Raw genomic sequence first — 13,899 nt, 5'->3', positions numbered from 1 at the left:
CAGCCGGGCTGGCCCTCACTGAGTGCGGTTCTGAAGCGCTTTCGCCTGCTTCAGGCGGATGGATTCGCGGACGTTGCCGGTCTTCTCGGCCTCGGCGATCAGCGCGTCGATGTCGACCGGTCCGCGCTGCCCTTGGGACGGATCAGGCCTTGGCGTTGTCGACGGTGGCGGGTCGGTTGTGGCCGCCTGCTTCGGAAACGCCGCCAGCAGCGCGTCAGCGTCGTTGGTCAGCTCTTCCAGGGTCTTGCCTTGCAGCCGTGCGGCCTGCTCCGGTGTGAGCCCCTTCGTGTTGGCCACCTGGAGCCGGAACCGCGCCTCACGCTCGTCGTTCGCGGTCTTCTCGGCCGCCGCGATCCGCTCTTCGAGCTTCTCGACATCGCTCTTCTGCGAGTCCGGAACGCCTTTTCCGGAACGCAACTGCTGCACGAAGTCAGCGAGCGGCGCCAGGTCCGACAGCTGCTTCTCCAACGCCTTGCGCGCGTCACGCTCGGCCTGGAGTGCTTTCAGCCCAGCTGGGCCGAGCTGACCGCTGTCCTTATCGGCCGGCGGGTCGCTCGCGGGCGGCGGCTGCGGTGGATCGGTAGCCGGTGGCGGGTCGCCCGCCGGTGGCTGCTGTGGTGGTGGATCGGTTTGTGGTGCGGGTAGGGTCATCGCGACCGTTCCTCTGTGGACCGGTGACGTCGCGTCCCGGTCAGATGATGTAGCCGTTGTTGGTCAACAGCCGGATTGCCTCGTCTCGGCTGGACGCCGAGGCAAGAATCTGGTCGGGCGTGAGCCGCGGCGACCGGGCGAACCGGTACGCGTACTGCTGCTCCCGCCCGGTTTTGGTGAGCCGGGTGAAGGTCTCACCCCTCTGCTGCAGCTCGGCCAATCTGCCCGCAGTGGTGAGCCGGTCCAGCGTGAGGTTGGTGAATGTCTGCTCGGTCACGTCCTGCCCCCCAGCACGGACGAGGTCCCGCGCGAGGATCCGCGCACCGGCGACACCACGCCGTGTCGTGCCGGTCGTGGTGGACTCGACGCCGCCAGCGGTCTTCACACCGCGCTGAGCGTTGACCACCTGCGACGGGTCCGCGCCCAGCGCGATCGCTTCCCGCTCACGCTGGCTCAACCCGGTCACCAGCCCGGCCTCGATCTGCCGTCTCGGGTCCATCCGGAGGTCACTAGCCAGCGCCTCACGGCTGGGCACCATCGTGCAGTTGCACTGCGGATGCCGCTTGAACCCCGCCGACCACCGGTACCAGCGGCCCGCGAGGATCACACACCGAGCGCACGACTTGCCGACTGTCATCCGGGTGTAACCACCGGCATTCGGCCGAGCGACCATCGCCACCGTGTCCGCTGCCCGGCCCGCGTCAGCGACCTGTGTCCGCACGAGCATCTGCAGCGTCGCGAGCCCGACGGCCAGGCCCTCGACCTGTGATGCCCCCGCAGCGACCGCGAGCTTGGCCGCCGTGATCGGCTGAGCGAGCAGGGTGGCGAGCTCACGGCCATCGGAAGCGACTCCGGCCACTGCCTGCGGCCGAACCAGGCCGACCGCGTCCGGGTCGATGTTCTGCGTGCCAAGCACGCGGTCGAGATACCGATCAGCCTGCTGCGCCGCGGACTGTTGCGCCCCGGTCAGCACGACCAGCAGCTCGGCGAGCCGAGACCGCCACTCGTCGAACTCGCCGACCTCCCGCCACATGCGTGTAGCCGCTGCGGATGCGGCGGCCACAACCCGCGCCCGCTCTCGGTAGTGGCGCTCGGCCACCTCGAGCGCGCTCATGCCGGAACACGATCAACGACCGGCGCCCCCTCGGGATCGGCCGGCGGGATGTCGGGTTCGGACACCGGGACGCGGTCGGCCAGGCCACGAGCGATCTCGGCGACCGGATCGCGCTGCGCTTCCTTCTCGTCGTCCTTCTCCATGCGCGTGATCTGCGGATCGGTGTAGCCGAGATCCTCCCGCGCCTGCCGAAGAGTGATGATCTTCGCCTGGAACTTCTTCACCGTTGCGTCGGCCTTCTGGGCCTCGGTCGGCGTAGACGCATCACGCCAAATCGTCTCCAACCGGCGCAGCGCCGGATCCCAGTCACCTTCCTGGAACCGGCGCACGATCCGCGCCGTCCGCTCCCACGCGCCACCGAACGCCCGTTGCTTCCGCTCAGCCCGCTTCACCAGCCGCGACTCCGCCGACCGGATGCCTTCGGCGCTGGCCGGATTATCGGCGGCGTGACCGAGGTAGTGCGGGGGAAGACCAGCGATCGCCGCGACCATCTTGGCCAGCGAGTCGAGCGTCTTCACGAAGTTGTCCAAGCTGGCGCCCGGGAACTCGAACTGCTTGCCCTCGGTGTCCGCCAGCGTCAACAACCGGCCCATGATGGCCTGCAGTGCGGTGATCCGGTTGCCGTCCTGGTCAACGAGGTCCTCAGGCGTGATGCCCCAGAAACCGCGCAGCGGCAGCGCAACGAACTCGCTGGCGATCATCATGTCCGTCGCCTGCTTGTTCGCCGCGTCCGCCAGCGGAATCACCGGCGCGAGCTCGCTCCGCCCGTACCGGATGGCGTTGCCGCGGGCATTCCGCACCATCCTGGTCGTCCGGCCGCGGTTCACCAGCGGCGTGACCGGGACCTCGCCGAGCCGGTGCTCGTCAACGTCCTCGACCTTCCATTCGCCGGACCACTGGTACCAAACCGTCCGATCGGGCAGGTACAAGGTCGCGTACCGCTCGTTTGTCCGCGCCGAGGAGTCTTCCTCGACAACCCGGCGCAGGGCCGCGCGCACTTTGCGGGTGCGCGGGTCCACGTCAGCGAACATCTCCAGCGGCGACTCGACCGTCACCAGCGGCGTGTCCTCGTCGTCCTCGTTCGACCCGACACACACATATGCCCGGCGCATCGTCAACGCGTCGAGATGACCGAGCTGACTCTGCTCGTCCAGGTCGTTGGACTGCCACACTCGCCACAGGTCGTCGTCCGCAGATTCCTGGTCCGGCGTCCGGAAACCCTCGACGTCCAGCCTCTCCTCGACCGAGTCGACGATCAGCTGCGGCCACGCGATGATGACCGGCGAGATCCGATCCTGCACCTCCCGCAGGATCTCCGGATGCATGTACGTCAGGGGCTGCGTGCCCTCGTAGTACCGGTCGTACGCCTCGAGCTCCGGCTTCTCGGCATCGTGCCGACGAGCCAGGTAGTTGACCCATTCGAGGTCCGTGCTGGGGACCGCCATCTCGCCCCCTTCACCGCATCACAACGAGCTTTCGCGCCGGTTTCCACAACTTCGCCGCTGTCACGTCACCGGCGGCTTCGTGGGCGAGGATCGAGCACACCGTCAGGTCGATCTTCTCAGTCTGGCTTGCCTTCTCCAGCACGTACCGCGGCGGCTTCCCTGGCCGAGCGGACTTCCTCGTGTGCGCCACGTGATCCGACGCGATCCCACACCCATCGTGCGAGAACGTGCTGTCTTGCTTGGTCACATCGGTCAGCAACCGCTCGGCCGCCGCGTGCATCTGGATCCACCGGAAGGTCGAGAACCGCAGGACGCGCTTCTCGCCGTAGGCGGCAGCCCAGTCGTCGATCTCGGTTTCCCAGTCCGGTGGGTCGGCGTACATCCGGATCACCGTGAAGAACTCGAACAGCTCATCCAGCGCCGCACGGACCTCAAGCCGCGGTACCTGCCCGCCATGATCGGCCGGATTCCACACCGTTGGCCGCTTGTCCGACCCGAACGTCGGTGTGAACTGGTAACCGTCCTGGGTTTCGGCCCTGAAGCCGGTCCAGTCGTCGGTGTCCGACCCGTCGAAGCCGAGCACGATCTGCGTCTTGCGCGGTACCGACCGAGGAGCCTTGACCTTGCGATCGTCCCACTTGCGAACGTCACACCACGAGCCCGTGCCGGGAACGACCCTGTTGCCAAAGAACCGCTCTGCCTGCCCTGGATCCTTCTCGATGAGCTCGGCAGCCTCGGCCTCGATCGCGTCCAAGTCCACATGGAGGGATCCTCTGTAGACGTAGGCGTGGATCTTTCGCCGTTCCCGCTTGTCCAGGTACGACAAGTTCTTCGGCGGGATCCGGTAGAACTTGAAGATGTCCGGCCGCAGGGACTGATAGGTGCGTTGTGCCACCGAGTCCTCGGCGGGATCCCACGGGTTCGTGGTCTCCATCGACCGGCCACCCATACCCGCGGCACCGCGCCGCTGAGTCTCCGCGACCTTCAGCAGCTTGTTCGTGGCGGTGTACAGCCCGGTCTCGTCCTGCAACGCGCAGTTGATCGGGTTACCCAACCGGGACAACGCGGACGAGGTAACCGTGTCGATCAGGCCGTCGTCGCCGATCCGGATGAACTCCTCGCCGACCCGCATCATCTGGTTGAGCGGCCACGCACGTGCCATGGCCTTAAGCGGCCGGTAGACGTTGTCGGTCTGGTCGTCGGAGGTAGCCGTGAGCTGGATCAGTGGTGTAGGCCACGGCCTGCCCATCGGCTCACCAGGCTGATACTCGTACTCCCAGCCGCAATAGCAGCCGTGATCCTCGCAGCGATAGACGTCGCCCTCTTCCGCCCACCCGGCGAACACGACCGGCCCACACGCCTCGGCAGCGACGATCGCCGCCGACCACGGACCTTTACCGGTCTTCTGCGGAGCGACGATCAGCGACCGGCGATAGAAGAACGCCGTCGAGAGCTGGCCGAACTTCGCCGTGGGCTTGACCCGGTAGTGGTTGACCGTGCACCACAACTGCCAGTCGTACAGCTCGAACGGCTGACCCTTCTGGAACCGGTCCGGAACGATGCAGTGCTGCTCGATCCAGTCCGGCACGATCCACAGGGTCGGGAAGTTGACGACGTACTCGTCAGCTTTCGTCGTCGTCATTGGACACGACCGTCAGCCGTGACCGCGCCGACTCCCGCTTCGGCGCCGACTGCTGCTGCCCGCCCGGCTTCGCGACCACGCCGTCGACGACGCGCCACCGGTTACGCAGCATCGCCGCGGGGTTCAGGCCCAGCCGGTCCGACCACTGCCGTGCTTCCTTCGCGTCGGCCATTGAGCCCAGCTCGGCGAGCACCTTGTGCCGAACGTACTGAGCGACCTCACGCAGCCAGCGCTGCTGATCCCACACGAACGCCTGCGGTGTCCGCCACAGCTGGTGCCACATCGACTGCTCAAGATCCCGTTGAGCATCGATCTGTTGATCCAAGATCCGGATCCGCTCATTGGCGGAGTCGAGCCGACGCTGCACCAGACCACGGACACGATCATCGGTCGCGTCGGCCAGCTCATCAGCGAGCCCGGCCGCCTTGTCCAACATCATGTCCCGACGCGCGGTGAGCGTGACATCATCCAGCAGCGGCCAGTCCGGGATCGCCCCAGCGAAACCCTCCTGCGGAAGCCACGTCCACGTGTCCGCGTCACCCTGCCGACCTCGACGAATCGCGTTCGGGTCCGGCGGCGGACCACTGTTGACGCGAGCGCCACCCTTCATGGCGGTCCCTCCTCAACGCCGCGTCGCGCGGCACGACACACCGCGACGTCGCGTCACGGCGGGAGTGATTTCTGAACCCGTCAGACCTTCCAGAGCCCTCCCCGGCGGTCTGGCCCCCCGGGGGGTTGGGGGTCCTCCCCCGGTCCCTTGTGGACAAGGGTTGATCATGTGGCATGCCACCCGCCGGGTTGGTGGGCGGCGGTCTCGCTTGAGTGGCATCGGTGGCACAGGCCGCGTCCGTAGCGTGGATCGTTGGGATTGAGCCTGCGTTCGACCAGGTCCCTCTTGCTGAGGGGGTGGTGGTCTGCGTCCCGGGACGGTGCGGCACCGCACAGCTTGCAGATCGGATCGCGTCGGATCACAGCTCGGCGGAACCGGTCGTGCCCTCGGTCGTATCCACGTTGGTGTGCTGTGCCTCGGGTCTGCTCTGCCTGTCGTGTGCAGGTGGTGCACCGGCCGCGAGGGGTGAGCTCGGGGCAGCCTGGTGTTGAGCATGGGCTGAGTGCCCTGCCCATCAGGTTCCGTACTCGACCAGCAGGTAGCGGGCGTCGACTGTGTGCGCTGGTGCGTCGGCGCTGCAGCCTGCGCAAACCGAGTGGTCGTGGTGGGCGCCGGGGTTGAGGTGTCCGCAGTGATGGCGCCATGCCATCGGCAGGTCGACGACGACTCGGACCGGGAGGGTGACGGGCTTCGCGGTGGACACCATGATCAGACTCGCTCGGGCCAGTGCCAGGTGCCGCCGGACTTCCTGTCCTCGTCCTGCAGAACTGTCGGGTTGAAGAACATCCCGGTCGGGTTGAGCACGGCCAGGCCCACGTGGCCGATGTGGATGTCGTCGTCAGGGCTGGCGGGTTGGTAGTTGTCCACGTCGGTGACGATCGCTGCACGGCAGCAGGATCCGTACTCGCCGCCGGGTGTGCCGTAGCTGACGTAGTGGACGATTCGGCCGACGCTCGGCTTCTGCACGGTGTCTCCTTCAGTCCTGCAGCAGGTAGGCGGTGACGGTGGTGACGGCGGAGTACTCGACCCAGACCATGCCGTCGTCGCGCAGTGCCGAGTCGGACTCGCGGATGATCTTGGTTTGTCCGGCGGGGACGGCGATGACGCGGTCGGGGATGTCAAGACCGTCCGGTGTGGTCTTGGCGGCAGGGGTGAGCACCGTGACGTTGATGGATCCGCCGGACCCGTTGATGACGACGAGCTTGTTGCGGCCGCCGTTGTAGACCCACATCTCGCCGTCGGCGTTGGCAGTGGTTGCGGTCAGGGTGGTTCCGCCGTTCGCGGCGGTGATGGGGGTGCGTGCGGTGCGTGCCACGGCTCAGTCCTCCGGCTCGGGCTCGATGGTGTTGCGGATGTTGACCAGCGCGAACGGATCGAGGTGGGCTGCGGCCGAGACGCCGGGCTCGACTTCGAGCTGCCCGATCTGGACTTCGGCGTCGTCGATCCGGACGTAGATCGGCAGGATGATCTCGCTCACGGGTTCCGCCCTTCGGCATGCGAAAGCCCCGGCCGCCATATGCCGGGGCTGGCTGATGTTGGGTGTTACCGAGGGGCGGAGCAACCGGTCTTTGTCGGACACTGCTCCTGACTGTGACTCACAGTACCGTTCGCGCTGATCAACCGGCAAGCAGGCTCGCGTTGAGGATGTCGAGCAGGTCACCGACGCGATAGATCGGGATGGCTCGGCCGGGGCCGATGATGCGGCTGCCGCAGGCGGTGAGTCGGCGGCGGTTCGCGTAGCCGCGGACCATGGCTGCGGTGAGGTCGGGGATGGCGCGTCCGATTTCTGCTGCTGTCCAGGCTTGGTCGCGTGCGGCTTCGAGCATCCACGTTCGGTCCATGTCGTGTTGGGCGCCGCATCGGCAGCGGACGGTGGCGCGGTCTGGGTCGCCGTACAGGATTTCTGGGCAGGTGGTGCCGTCGTCGAGTTCGGCGCCGCATTGGCCGGCCGGGAAGAGGTCGGCGGGCCGGTCAATGACGGTGAGTGCGCGAGCTCGGGCGGTGGTGATCAGGTCGTAGAGCTTCTCGCCGCGTGGATGGTGGCGGATCTGGTCTTTGTGGGTGAGTAGCCATCGGGTGGCTGTGTCGACTGTGGTGGGTGGCGGGATGTATCGAAGTGGTGGCCGCCAGGTGTAGGGCGCCACTGCGGTGGCGGCGCGGACGAGGTTGGCGGTGATCTGGGTGACCAGGTTGCTGGCGGCGAGTCCGTATGGGAGTGGGGTTTCGGCGGATCGGCTGCCGTAGCCGCGCGGTCCGCCTTTGGCTTGGCGGGTGGCGTTGACTTCGAGTTCGGTGAGCAGGTCGGGGATCTGGGTGAGGCATGTGGTGATCTCGTCGAGGCAGTTCTGGTCGAGCACGACGCCGCCGGTGACGGGCCGTTCGCAGACCGGGCAGCAGCGCGTGGCCCTGTTGGTCGGCGAGATCATGTTGGGCGCTCCTCGTGGCGAATAACGGTGTCTTCGGTGGGTTCTTGATCGGCTGGTGCGCTGCGGGCGTCGTGGTACCCGTGGATGGCGACGAGGCCGCTGCGGCGGGTGAGTCGGGTGCAGGGGTGGCCGGGGGCTGCTCCGCACCAGGGGCAGGTGCGGTTGCGGGGGTTGTCGGTGTCGGCGCGCCGGTCGTAGCCGTGGGGTGTCCACTCGAACCGGTCGAGCCAGCGCGGGCCGGTCACGGCGGGTCCGCGCAACAGTCGGCGATCCAGCCACCGACCCGAATGGTCATGCTGGCTCCTGGCGTGTGAGTGGCTTGCGAAGGTCGCGGGGCATCGCGAAGTGGTCGCCGATCAGGGCCTTCATCCGCTGCTTGTGTTCTTCGCTGGCCGGTGATGCCGACTCGATCGCGGTGTACGGCGCGGGCTGACGGCGGCCCTGGCGCAGCGCTGCGGTGACGTGGCTGGGCATCACGAACGGCCGAGGGTCGGTCGTGTTCGTGTAGTAGTCCTTGATCGCGTTGACGGCCTCGGGGAAGGTCCACTTCGCGCGGGCGGCGGACTCCTGCCAGGCCGCGACGTTCGCGTCGCCAGGGCGCCGGTTGTCGTAGGACATCGCGACGGCGAGCAGCGCGCGGATCTCGTCTTCGGTCACGTCGTGCTCCCTTCGATGGCCGCACGGGCCGGGGTCTGGTTGCCGCGTTTGAGGAAGTCCTCGATCGCGGTGTCGGTCGCGGACCGGTAGCCGCCGCTGCCGGGTGTGCCCCGGGTCTTGTTGGCGACCTCGTGCGCGACGGACGGCAGGGCCTTGGGGTGCATGCCCTTCGCGCCCCACGCGTCGAGGGCCTGGGTAACGAGCTCGGGAGGCCAGTCCTCGGCCAGGAGCGCGTCGACCTGCTGGGCGAGCTCGGTCAGGACCTTGCGGGGCGGGCGCCGGTTGCAGGTCTTGGCGTAGGCCTCGACGAGCCGGTGGGCCGGGAGGGTGTGCGCGGTTTCGGCGAGGATCTCGGCTTGCTCGCGCGCGCCCGTGCCTCTATCCGCGCGCGCGGTTAAGTTACTTCTCTTACGAGAAGTAACCACGCTGGAAGTAGATCTTTTGTCTGTATCTGTCTCTGCGATCGTTTTGCGATCGTTTTGCGAACCTTCTGCGACGGTTTTGCGATCGCTTGTGGGATCGCTGGTGCGATCCTTCTGCGATCGCACGTGCGATCGGTCCTGCGATCCGTTTGGGACGCAGAACTCGCACCCCGGGTCGATGACACCGTGCCCGTGGTGCCACCTCTGATGGTTGCCCAGCCGCCCGGCACGTTGCTTGGTGGCCTTCAGATCCTCGATCTCGTCGGCGCTGCGCTGGTGCTCGAGGTAGTCGTGCATCCGCACGTGCCCCTCCGGCACGACCGGACACCGTGGACAGGCGTGGCCGGGCCGGTGCACCAGGCCCGGTTCCAACTCCTTTCGCACCTTCGGGCTGGCGCGCTTGTGCCACACGGACTCGGGGATGAACCCGTCCGTGGTGTACCGCGACGACCAGCCCCACGTCGTCACGAGAACCCGGAACGACTTGTCCGACAGCACCATGATCTTCGGGTGGTCCTCGATGCCGTCGTGGACCTTGATGTACGTGCGTTCGTCGGGCATCTACGCGACCTCCTGGGTTGCGAGGGGATCGAGCCAGGCGAGGAGGTCCGCCGCGCTGCGGTCCGGCGGCACCATCGCCGCCAGGGCCACGGCAAGCGCCGCCAGCTGCTCGTGGGTGTAGTACTGCAGCGCGCCAAAAACCACGCGCGGATCCTCGTCCCGGACCAGGCCGACGAGCGCTACGGCGTCACCGCGGGCGAGCTCGGCGGTCGCGGCCGGGTCCGGGTAGGTGGGGCAGGCCAGGATGGAGCGTCGCCGGGTTGCGGCCGCGTTCGCCGTGCTGTGCGCCCCGGTGAGGGTTTGCAGCGTGCTCGGTGCTGGCTTGTGTGGGTTGCCGCTCATGGCTGTCTCACCCGAATCGGTGTACCGCAGCCACAGCGCGCGACGCCATCACGCAACGACGGCCAGTCCCACCTGTGGAACGGGCACGGAGCGATCAGGCCGGGGCCGGGCGCGTGGCCCTCGATGATGAGCCGGGAGTAGTACGGGCCGCCCGCCGCCCGAAGCCGCGTCGGCTCGCCACACAGCGGGCACGCGAACACGCCGTGTGGGAACCGGTCCGAGACACTGAGCTGGCGGCTCGGGCACCGTGCCGGAGGCGGCGCGGACGACCACGGCTCGAACAGCAACGCCGCGTTCAACGGCGAACCAGTGGACGGGTAGCCCGCACCGCACGCGCGGCCCTCGCAGGTGCCGCACAGGCGCTCACCCACCGGCAACTCGGCCGCGGTGACCGCGTCCCCGACGTGGATGCTCTGCCCACACCACGCGTTGAACACGGTCCGGCCGAACGTGCTGAGGTGAATCCCCGAGCGGGGACGATGCCAACGACCCATCCCCCTGGTCCGGATCAATCGTGGGCCGCGTGTCAACGGTGTCTTGTCCGCGCAGGACCCGAGACTGCGCGTGTACGGGGGTTCCAAGCGAACCAAGGTGCGGCTCACGACGCCTCCAGTGCGGGCAGGCCGACCATCACCCGGAGTCGGGCCAGCTCGACGGGCGGCAGCGGCCGGCGGGGGCACACGACCCTGCGGGGAAACCGGCGGAGAGTTCCGTGGCGCCGGTGTCGCGTGTGGCAGGCGCCGCACAGTCCGCGCCCGCCTACCCGCACGTAGCCCCGGTCGCGCCACGAGTGGTCGCGGTTGTAGGTCGGCTGGTGCACCATCACCCTGCCGCAGCAGCGACACGGCCCCGCTGTGGGTTCGTTCATGGTGTCCACCTCCTGTCGTCCTCGTCTTGCTGCGCTTCGAGGTTTCGTCGTTCGGCGGGCCGGGTTGGGTGTCGTGCTCGTCGCCAGCTGGTGAGGGTCCACCAGATCCACCGCACGCGGTCCAGGGCAGTCATGGCTTCGTCGCAGGGAATTCGTCCCAGGTTCGCCCGTCGAGCTCGCGCCCGGCGGCGTGCTTTCCCCATCGGCGCATGGGCGCCTGGTGGTCGTCAATCGGGTCGACGCGTTCGACGCTCCACGGCTTGTGCGGCGGCTGGTAGAGGTCGTGGCCGTACTCGTGGGCCCACTCGGCGTAGGCGTGTGTCGCGCCGCGCGCCTCGGCGTCGGCCTTGGCCGCAGCGAGTTCTTCGGCGGTGCCTCGCCAGCCGACTGCCGGGTCACACACGCGCACGACCCACGGTGCCGGGCCCCACTCGCCCCACTGTTTGAAGTGGAACGGGATCCCGGCGGTCACACACTGGTCGCGGATACCGCGTGCCCAGTTGGGGTGCATGGGCCGTGCGCCGTGGCCGGATTCGCCGCCGACGATCACCCAGTCGATTCCGGACGGTTCCGGCACCATGCACCCAGGCGAGCAGCCAACCGGGCCGTGAGCCCCGTCCGGCGGGACGCCGCACCCGCACGATGGCGGCGTGTCGAACCACCGGCCCAGGGTGAGCGGGCCGAGCAGCGGCTCGCATGAGAGGAACCGCACGCGCGCCGGGGTGTCGAGCAGGGCGGGAATCCGGATGTCCGCCCATTTTTGGTCCTCGACGCTCACGCCCACCCAGACGTTCCGGAGGGGCCAGCCGTCTTCGAGGACGTCACCGTGGGGCAGGTTGCTGGCCAGGAAGATCCGCTCGCGGAAGTCCTCGCTGGACAACAGCGATCGCATCCGTGCGTGTCTCTTGGTCAGCACCTGATACGTGTGTCGGGGCGTGGCCGCCATGACGGCGAACACGCGGGCGATGAACTCGTCGGACACGTGGTCGTGGAATAGGTCGCTCTGGGAGTCGACGAAGATCCGGCGCGGCTTTCGCCACTTCAACGGGATGGTCAACCGGTCCGGCAGTTCGCGGACAGCGCCGGTCCACATCACGCCGTGGCCGGGCCGGTACGCGGTCAGACCCTCGGCCGCTGCTTCGATCTTCGGGTTCGGGTTGAACGAGAGCCGGTGCACGGTCTTCATCGCGTAGCAGTGATCACACGCCGGGGAGACCTTGGTGCAGCCGAGCGTCGGCGACCAGGTTGCGTCGGTCCATTCAATACGGCTGTTGTCACTCATGGCGTCACCGAGTCTGGCTTGTCTTGCGCTGCTTGGGGATCGCCCGATGTGACGATGGTTTTCGGGAATCCGGCAGGAGGATTCTCGACAACCGTCATCAGGTGCAGGCCGTCTGCAGCAAGCTGGGGCCACTTCCGGTGGACCGAACCGATGTCGTCGTCCCACGTGGACCAGCAGTCGCTGACGCAGTGTGTCCAGACGTGGTTGAGCCCGTCGCGGAGCTTCATCGACTGGGGCGGCATCAGGCCCGGGTTGTCCCACACACGCGGCTCGGGCGACTGGCAGTGCCGTTCGTGTTCGTCTGCCGTGACTTCGTCGTTCTCTACGCGGTCGCCATCGTAGCCACACGGGAGTACGGAGGGCGACCCAGCTGCCTGCTTGGCGATCAGCTGCCGCAGGCCGGGAAGGTACTCGTCGACGATGGACCGGAACTGCGGTCCCGGTGCGCCTTCGCCCGTGCCGAATGCGTTGTCCCATTCGACCGACCGCTCGGCGAGATCAGCGACGATCGCGCGTGTCAGGCCATGTAGCTTCTTCAGCTGGCGCGGCAGATCGACCAAATTGATCATCTCGCCGCGGAGCAGGTCGGCCTCTTCGGTCCGCTTGGCCAGTGCCTCGGCGAAGAACTCGTGCGCGATCTCGGCCAGCCGGGCGTGGTCGACGTCGTAGCCGCCGAACTCGTTGGGGTGGATGAACTCCGACGCCAGGCCGTCGAGCTCGGCAGCGAACCGGTCCCGCAGTTCCGGCAGCGGCTGACCCTCGGCAGCGGCTTGCTCGGCAAGCACGTGCCGTCCGACGTCGAGCAGGCAGCACAGCGCCTCGGTCGCGATCGGAACATCGTTGATCACGTGGATGGCGCGGTCGTACGCGGCCGGCGACTTCAGCACGGCCTCCAGCTGGGTAACCGCCTGCTGGACCACGCGCGGCGCCAGGTGCACGTGCCCGGTGACCGGGGTGGCCCACGGCGCGCCGGAACGCGCCGAGGACCCAGCATCCGTACTCACCGCAACGCCCGCGGTGCCGTACCCGCGAACACGCTCTTCACCGTGAGCTGGTCGCGCAACCGGTCCACGATCCCGTCGAACACGTCGATCTTCACCAGATCCGGCCGCAGCAACGCGTAGCCGATCGCGAGCTGACCGCGGTCGATGTTGTACTTCAGCCGCGCCTTCACGTCGACCGGGTTGCACCCGATCCACGGCGTCACCAGGATCGTGAACTCGCGCGGCACCTCGACGTTGCCGGTCTTCCCGGCCTTCGCGTTGGTCTCCTCGTGGTAGGCCAACTGGATGTCTCCGCTGTCGAGGCGTGTCGCCTGTGAGAACTGCGCCGACTTCGACGCCTGCAACGTCGACGCCACCTCGAGCATCGTCGCCGGGTCCGGGTCGACGATCGTGTGCAGGACGTTCTCGATGTGCTCGGCGAAGGTGGCCTGCTGCAGGCCTTTGCCGTCGAACTTCATCCACTGCAGCCAGTCGACATCCGAGCGCAGGGTGAGCTTCACCGTGTGCGTACGCCACCCCGCGGAGTCGGCGGACTTGTGGTCGTCGAGCACGGCGGTGACGGTGCCCGCGTCCACGTCGGCCCACACGGTGGTGTGGACGGGGTTGGTCAGCCGGTTGACGTAGCTGATGAAGTCGCTGGGGTCGTACAGGTCGGCGTGCCCGCGCGGCTGCCGCGGCTGGTCGAGGAGCACCTCGTAGTCCTCGACGCAGATGTTCTCGTCGTCACGGACGCGGGCGACCACGATGGACGACGCCGCGGTGAGCCCGTAAGGAACGGGCGTGCGCTCGGCGTCCCGCCGTGCGATGTCGACGATGGTCTGCACGTCGCTCGGCGCCACCTGCAGGTCGCCGGTGATGTCGGTCATGGTGTGAAG

General features: G+C 67.8%; 19 protein-coding genes. All 19 read right to left on the bottom strand.

Going from position 1 to position 13,899, the window contains the following annotated elements; translation table 11 throughout:
- Positions 1–15: 15 nt before the first annotated feature.
- The 19 genes from AOZ06_RS07785 to AOZ06_RS07710 all read right to left on the bottom strand — a co-directional run bounded on the left by AOZ06_RS07785 (position 16) and on the right by AOZ06_RS07710 (position 13,890).
- Positions 16–651 (bottom strand): hypothetical protein, encoded by a 636-nt coding sequence (locus AOZ06_RS07785; protein ID WP_157232900.1) that lies wholly within the window; start codon positions 649–651, stop codon positions 16–18.
- 40 nt (positions 652–691) lie between these two features.
- The gene (locus tag AOZ06_RS07780) at positions 692–1,765 is read right to left on the bottom strand and encodes a VG15 protein (RefSeq protein WP_157232899.1); all 1,074 of its coding nucleotides are present in this window, start codon (positions 1,763–1,765) and stop codon (positions 692–694) included.
- Positions 1,762–3,210, bottom strand: coding sequence for a phage portal protein (locus AOZ06_RS07775; RefSeq protein ID WP_054288814.1), 1,449 nt, complete (start codon positions 3,208–3,210; stop codon positions 1,762–1,764). The genes AOZ06_RS07780 and AOZ06_RS07775 overlap by 4 nt, the downstream gene beginning before the upstream one ends.
- Before the next feature lie 10 nt (positions 3,211–3,220).
- Positions 3,221–4,852, bottom strand: coding sequence for a hypothetical protein (locus AOZ06_RS07770; RefSeq protein WP_054288813.1), 1,632 nt, complete (start codon positions 4,850–4,852; stop codon positions 3,221–3,223).
- Positions 4,833–5,462: a hypothetical protein gene (locus AOZ06_RS07765; protein ID WP_054288812.1), complete on the bottom strand. Its 630-nt coding sequence runs from the start codon at positions 5,460–5,462 to the stop codon at positions 4,833–4,835. Before AOZ06_RS07765 ends, AOZ06_RS07770 begins: the two co-directional genes overlap by 20 nt.
- A gap of 514 nt (positions 5,463–5,976) precedes the next feature.
- Positions 5,977–6,165: a hypothetical protein gene (locus tag AOZ06_RS07760; RefSeq protein ID WP_157232898.1), complete on the bottom strand. Its 189-nt coding sequence runs from the start codon at positions 6,163–6,165 to the stop codon at positions 5,977–5,979.
- A 5-nt stretch (positions 6,166–6,170) separates the two neighbouring features.
- Positions 6,171–6,428, bottom strand: coding sequence for a hypothetical protein (locus tag AOZ06_RS07755; protein WP_054288810.1), 258 nt, complete (start codon positions 6,426–6,428; stop codon positions 6,171–6,173).
- A gap of 10 nt (positions 6,429–6,438) precedes the next feature.
- A complete protein-coding gene (locus tag AOZ06_RS07750; protein WP_054288809.1) occupies positions 6,439–6,777 on the bottom strand; it encodes a hypothetical protein in 339 nt (112 codons plus the stop codon).
- Between the two features lie 3 nt (positions 6,778–6,780).
- Positions 6,781–6,939 (bottom strand): hypothetical protein, encoded by a 159-nt coding sequence (locus AOZ06_RS55990; protein ID WP_157232897.1) that lies wholly within the window; start codon positions 6,937–6,939, stop codon positions 6,781–6,783.
- A gap of 139 nt (positions 6,940–7,078) precedes the next feature.
- The gene (locus AOZ06_RS55985) at positions 7,079–7,819 is read right to left on the bottom strand and encodes a hypothetical protein (RefSeq protein WP_157232896.1); all 741 of its coding nucleotides are present in this window, start codon (positions 7,817–7,819) and stop codon (positions 7,079–7,081) included.
- Positions 7,820–7,884: 65 nt separating this feature from the next.
- Positions 7,885–8,133, bottom strand: a complete 249-nt coding sequence (locus AOZ06_RS62445; RefSeq protein WP_420844481.1) for a zinc finger domain-containing protein — start codon at positions 8,131–8,133, stop codon at positions 7,885–7,887.
- Positions 8,134–8,179: 46 nt separating this feature from the next.
- Positions 8,180–8,545: a hypothetical protein gene (locus tag AOZ06_RS07740; RefSeq protein ID WP_054288807.1), complete on the bottom strand. Its 366-nt coding sequence runs from the start codon at positions 8,543–8,545 to the stop codon at positions 8,180–8,182.
- Positions 8,542–9,528 carry a hypothetical protein gene (locus tag AOZ06_RS07735; RefSeq protein WP_054288806.1) on the bottom strand — a complete coding sequence of 329 codons (987 nt, stop codon included), beginning with the start codon at positions 9,526–9,528 and terminating at the stop codon, positions 8,542–8,544. The genes AOZ06_RS07740 and AOZ06_RS07735 overlap by 4 nt, the downstream gene beginning before the upstream one ends.
- Positions 9,529–9,870 carry a hypothetical protein gene (locus AOZ06_RS07730; RefSeq protein WP_054288805.1) on the bottom strand — a complete coding sequence of 114 codons (342 nt, stop codon included), beginning with the start codon at positions 9,868–9,870 and terminating at the stop codon, positions 9,529–9,531.
- Complete coding sequence (locus AOZ06_RS07725; protein ID WP_054288804.1) at positions 9,867–10,364, bottom strand: hypothetical protein; 498 nt, start codon at positions 10,362–10,364, stop codon at positions 9,867–9,869. Before AOZ06_RS07725 ends, AOZ06_RS07730 begins: the two co-directional genes overlap by 4 nt.
- 104 nt (positions 10,365–10,468) lie before the next feature.
- The gene (locus tag AOZ06_RS55980) at positions 10,469–10,738 is read right to left on the bottom strand and encodes a hypothetical protein (protein ID WP_157232895.1); all 270 of its coding nucleotides are present in this window, start codon (positions 10,736–10,738) and stop codon (positions 10,469–10,471) included.
- Between the two features lie 130 nt (positions 10,739–10,868).
- Positions 10,869–12,020 carry a DUF5131 family protein gene (locus AOZ06_RS07720; RefSeq protein ID WP_054288803.1) on the bottom strand — a complete coding sequence of 384 codons (1,152 nt, stop codon included), beginning with the start codon at positions 12,018–12,020 and terminating at the stop codon, positions 10,869–10,871.
- Positions 12,017–13,024 carry a hypothetical protein gene (locus AOZ06_RS07715; RefSeq protein WP_157232894.1) on the bottom strand — a complete coding sequence of 336 codons (1,008 nt, stop codon included), beginning with the start codon at positions 13,022–13,024 and terminating at the stop codon, positions 12,017–12,019. Before AOZ06_RS07715 ends, AOZ06_RS07720 begins: the two co-directional genes overlap by 4 nt.
- The gene (locus tag AOZ06_RS07710; protein ID WP_054288801.1) at positions 13,021–13,890 is read right to left on the bottom strand and encodes a YfdQ family protein; all 870 of its coding nucleotides are present in this window, start codon (positions 13,888–13,890) and stop codon (positions 13,021–13,023) included. The genes AOZ06_RS07715 and AOZ06_RS07710 overlap by 4 nt, the downstream gene beginning before the upstream one ends.
- Positions 13,891–13,899: the final 9 nt, after the last annotated feature.

The organism is Kibdelosporangium phytohabitans (genome assembly GCF_001302585.1).
GTDB lineage: Bacteria > Actinomycetota > Actinomycetes > Mycobacteriales > Pseudonocardiaceae > Kibdelosporangium > Kibdelosporangium phytohabitans.
Note: the sequence above shows the minus strand (reverse complement) of the source record. Positions and strands in the feature narration are given on the sequence as shown.

What these genes read in the sequence shown, in the direction of transcription:
- AOZ06_RS07725 (WP_054288804.1), bottom strand. Translation starts at nt 10,364, where the DNA reads ATGGGTCGTTGGCATCGTCCCCGCTCGGGGATTCACCTCAGCACGTTC.
- AOZ06_RS07775 (WP_054288814.1), bottom strand. Translation starts at nt 3,210, where the DNA reads ATGGCGGTCCCCAGCACGGACCTCGAATGGGTCAACTACCTGGCTCGT.
- AOZ06_RS07765 (WP_054288812.1), bottom strand. Translation starts at nt 5,462, where the DNA reads ATGAAGGGTGGCGCTCGCGTCAACAGTGGTCCGCCGCCGGACCCGAAC.
- AOZ06_RS07735 (WP_054288806.1), bottom strand. Translation starts at nt 9,528, where the DNA reads ATGCCCGACGAACGCACGTACATCAAGGTCCACGACGGCATCGAGGAC.
- AOZ06_RS07710 (WP_054288801.1), bottom strand. Translation starts at nt 13,890, where the DNA reads ATGACCGACATCACCGGCGACCTGCAGGTGGCGCCGAGCGACGTGCAG.
- AOZ06_RS07785 (WP_157232900.1), bottom strand. Translation starts at nt 651, where the DNA reads ATGACCCTACCCGCACCACAAACCGATCCACCACCACAGCAGCCACCG.
- AOZ06_RS07770 (WP_054288813.1), bottom strand. Translation starts at nt 4,852, where the DNA reads ATGACGACGACGAAAGCTGACGAGTACGTCGTCAACTTCCCGACCCTG.
- AOZ06_RS07730 (WP_054288805.1), bottom strand. Translation starts at nt 9,870, where the DNA reads ATGAGCGGCAACCCACACAAGCCAGCACCGAGCACGCTGCAAACCCTC.
- AOZ06_RS07780 (WP_157232899.1), bottom strand. Translation starts at nt 1,765, where the DNA reads ATGAGCGCGCTCGAGGTGGCCGAGCGCCACTACCGAGAGCGGGCGCGG.
- AOZ06_RS07720 (WP_054288803.1), bottom strand. Translation starts at nt 12,020, where the DNA reads ATGAGTGACAACAGCCGTATTGAATGGACCGACGCAACCTGGTCGCCG.
- AOZ06_RS55980 (WP_157232895.1), bottom strand. Translation starts at nt 10,738, where the DNA reads ATGAACGAACCCACAGCGGGGCCGTGTCGCTGCTGCGGCAGGGTGATG.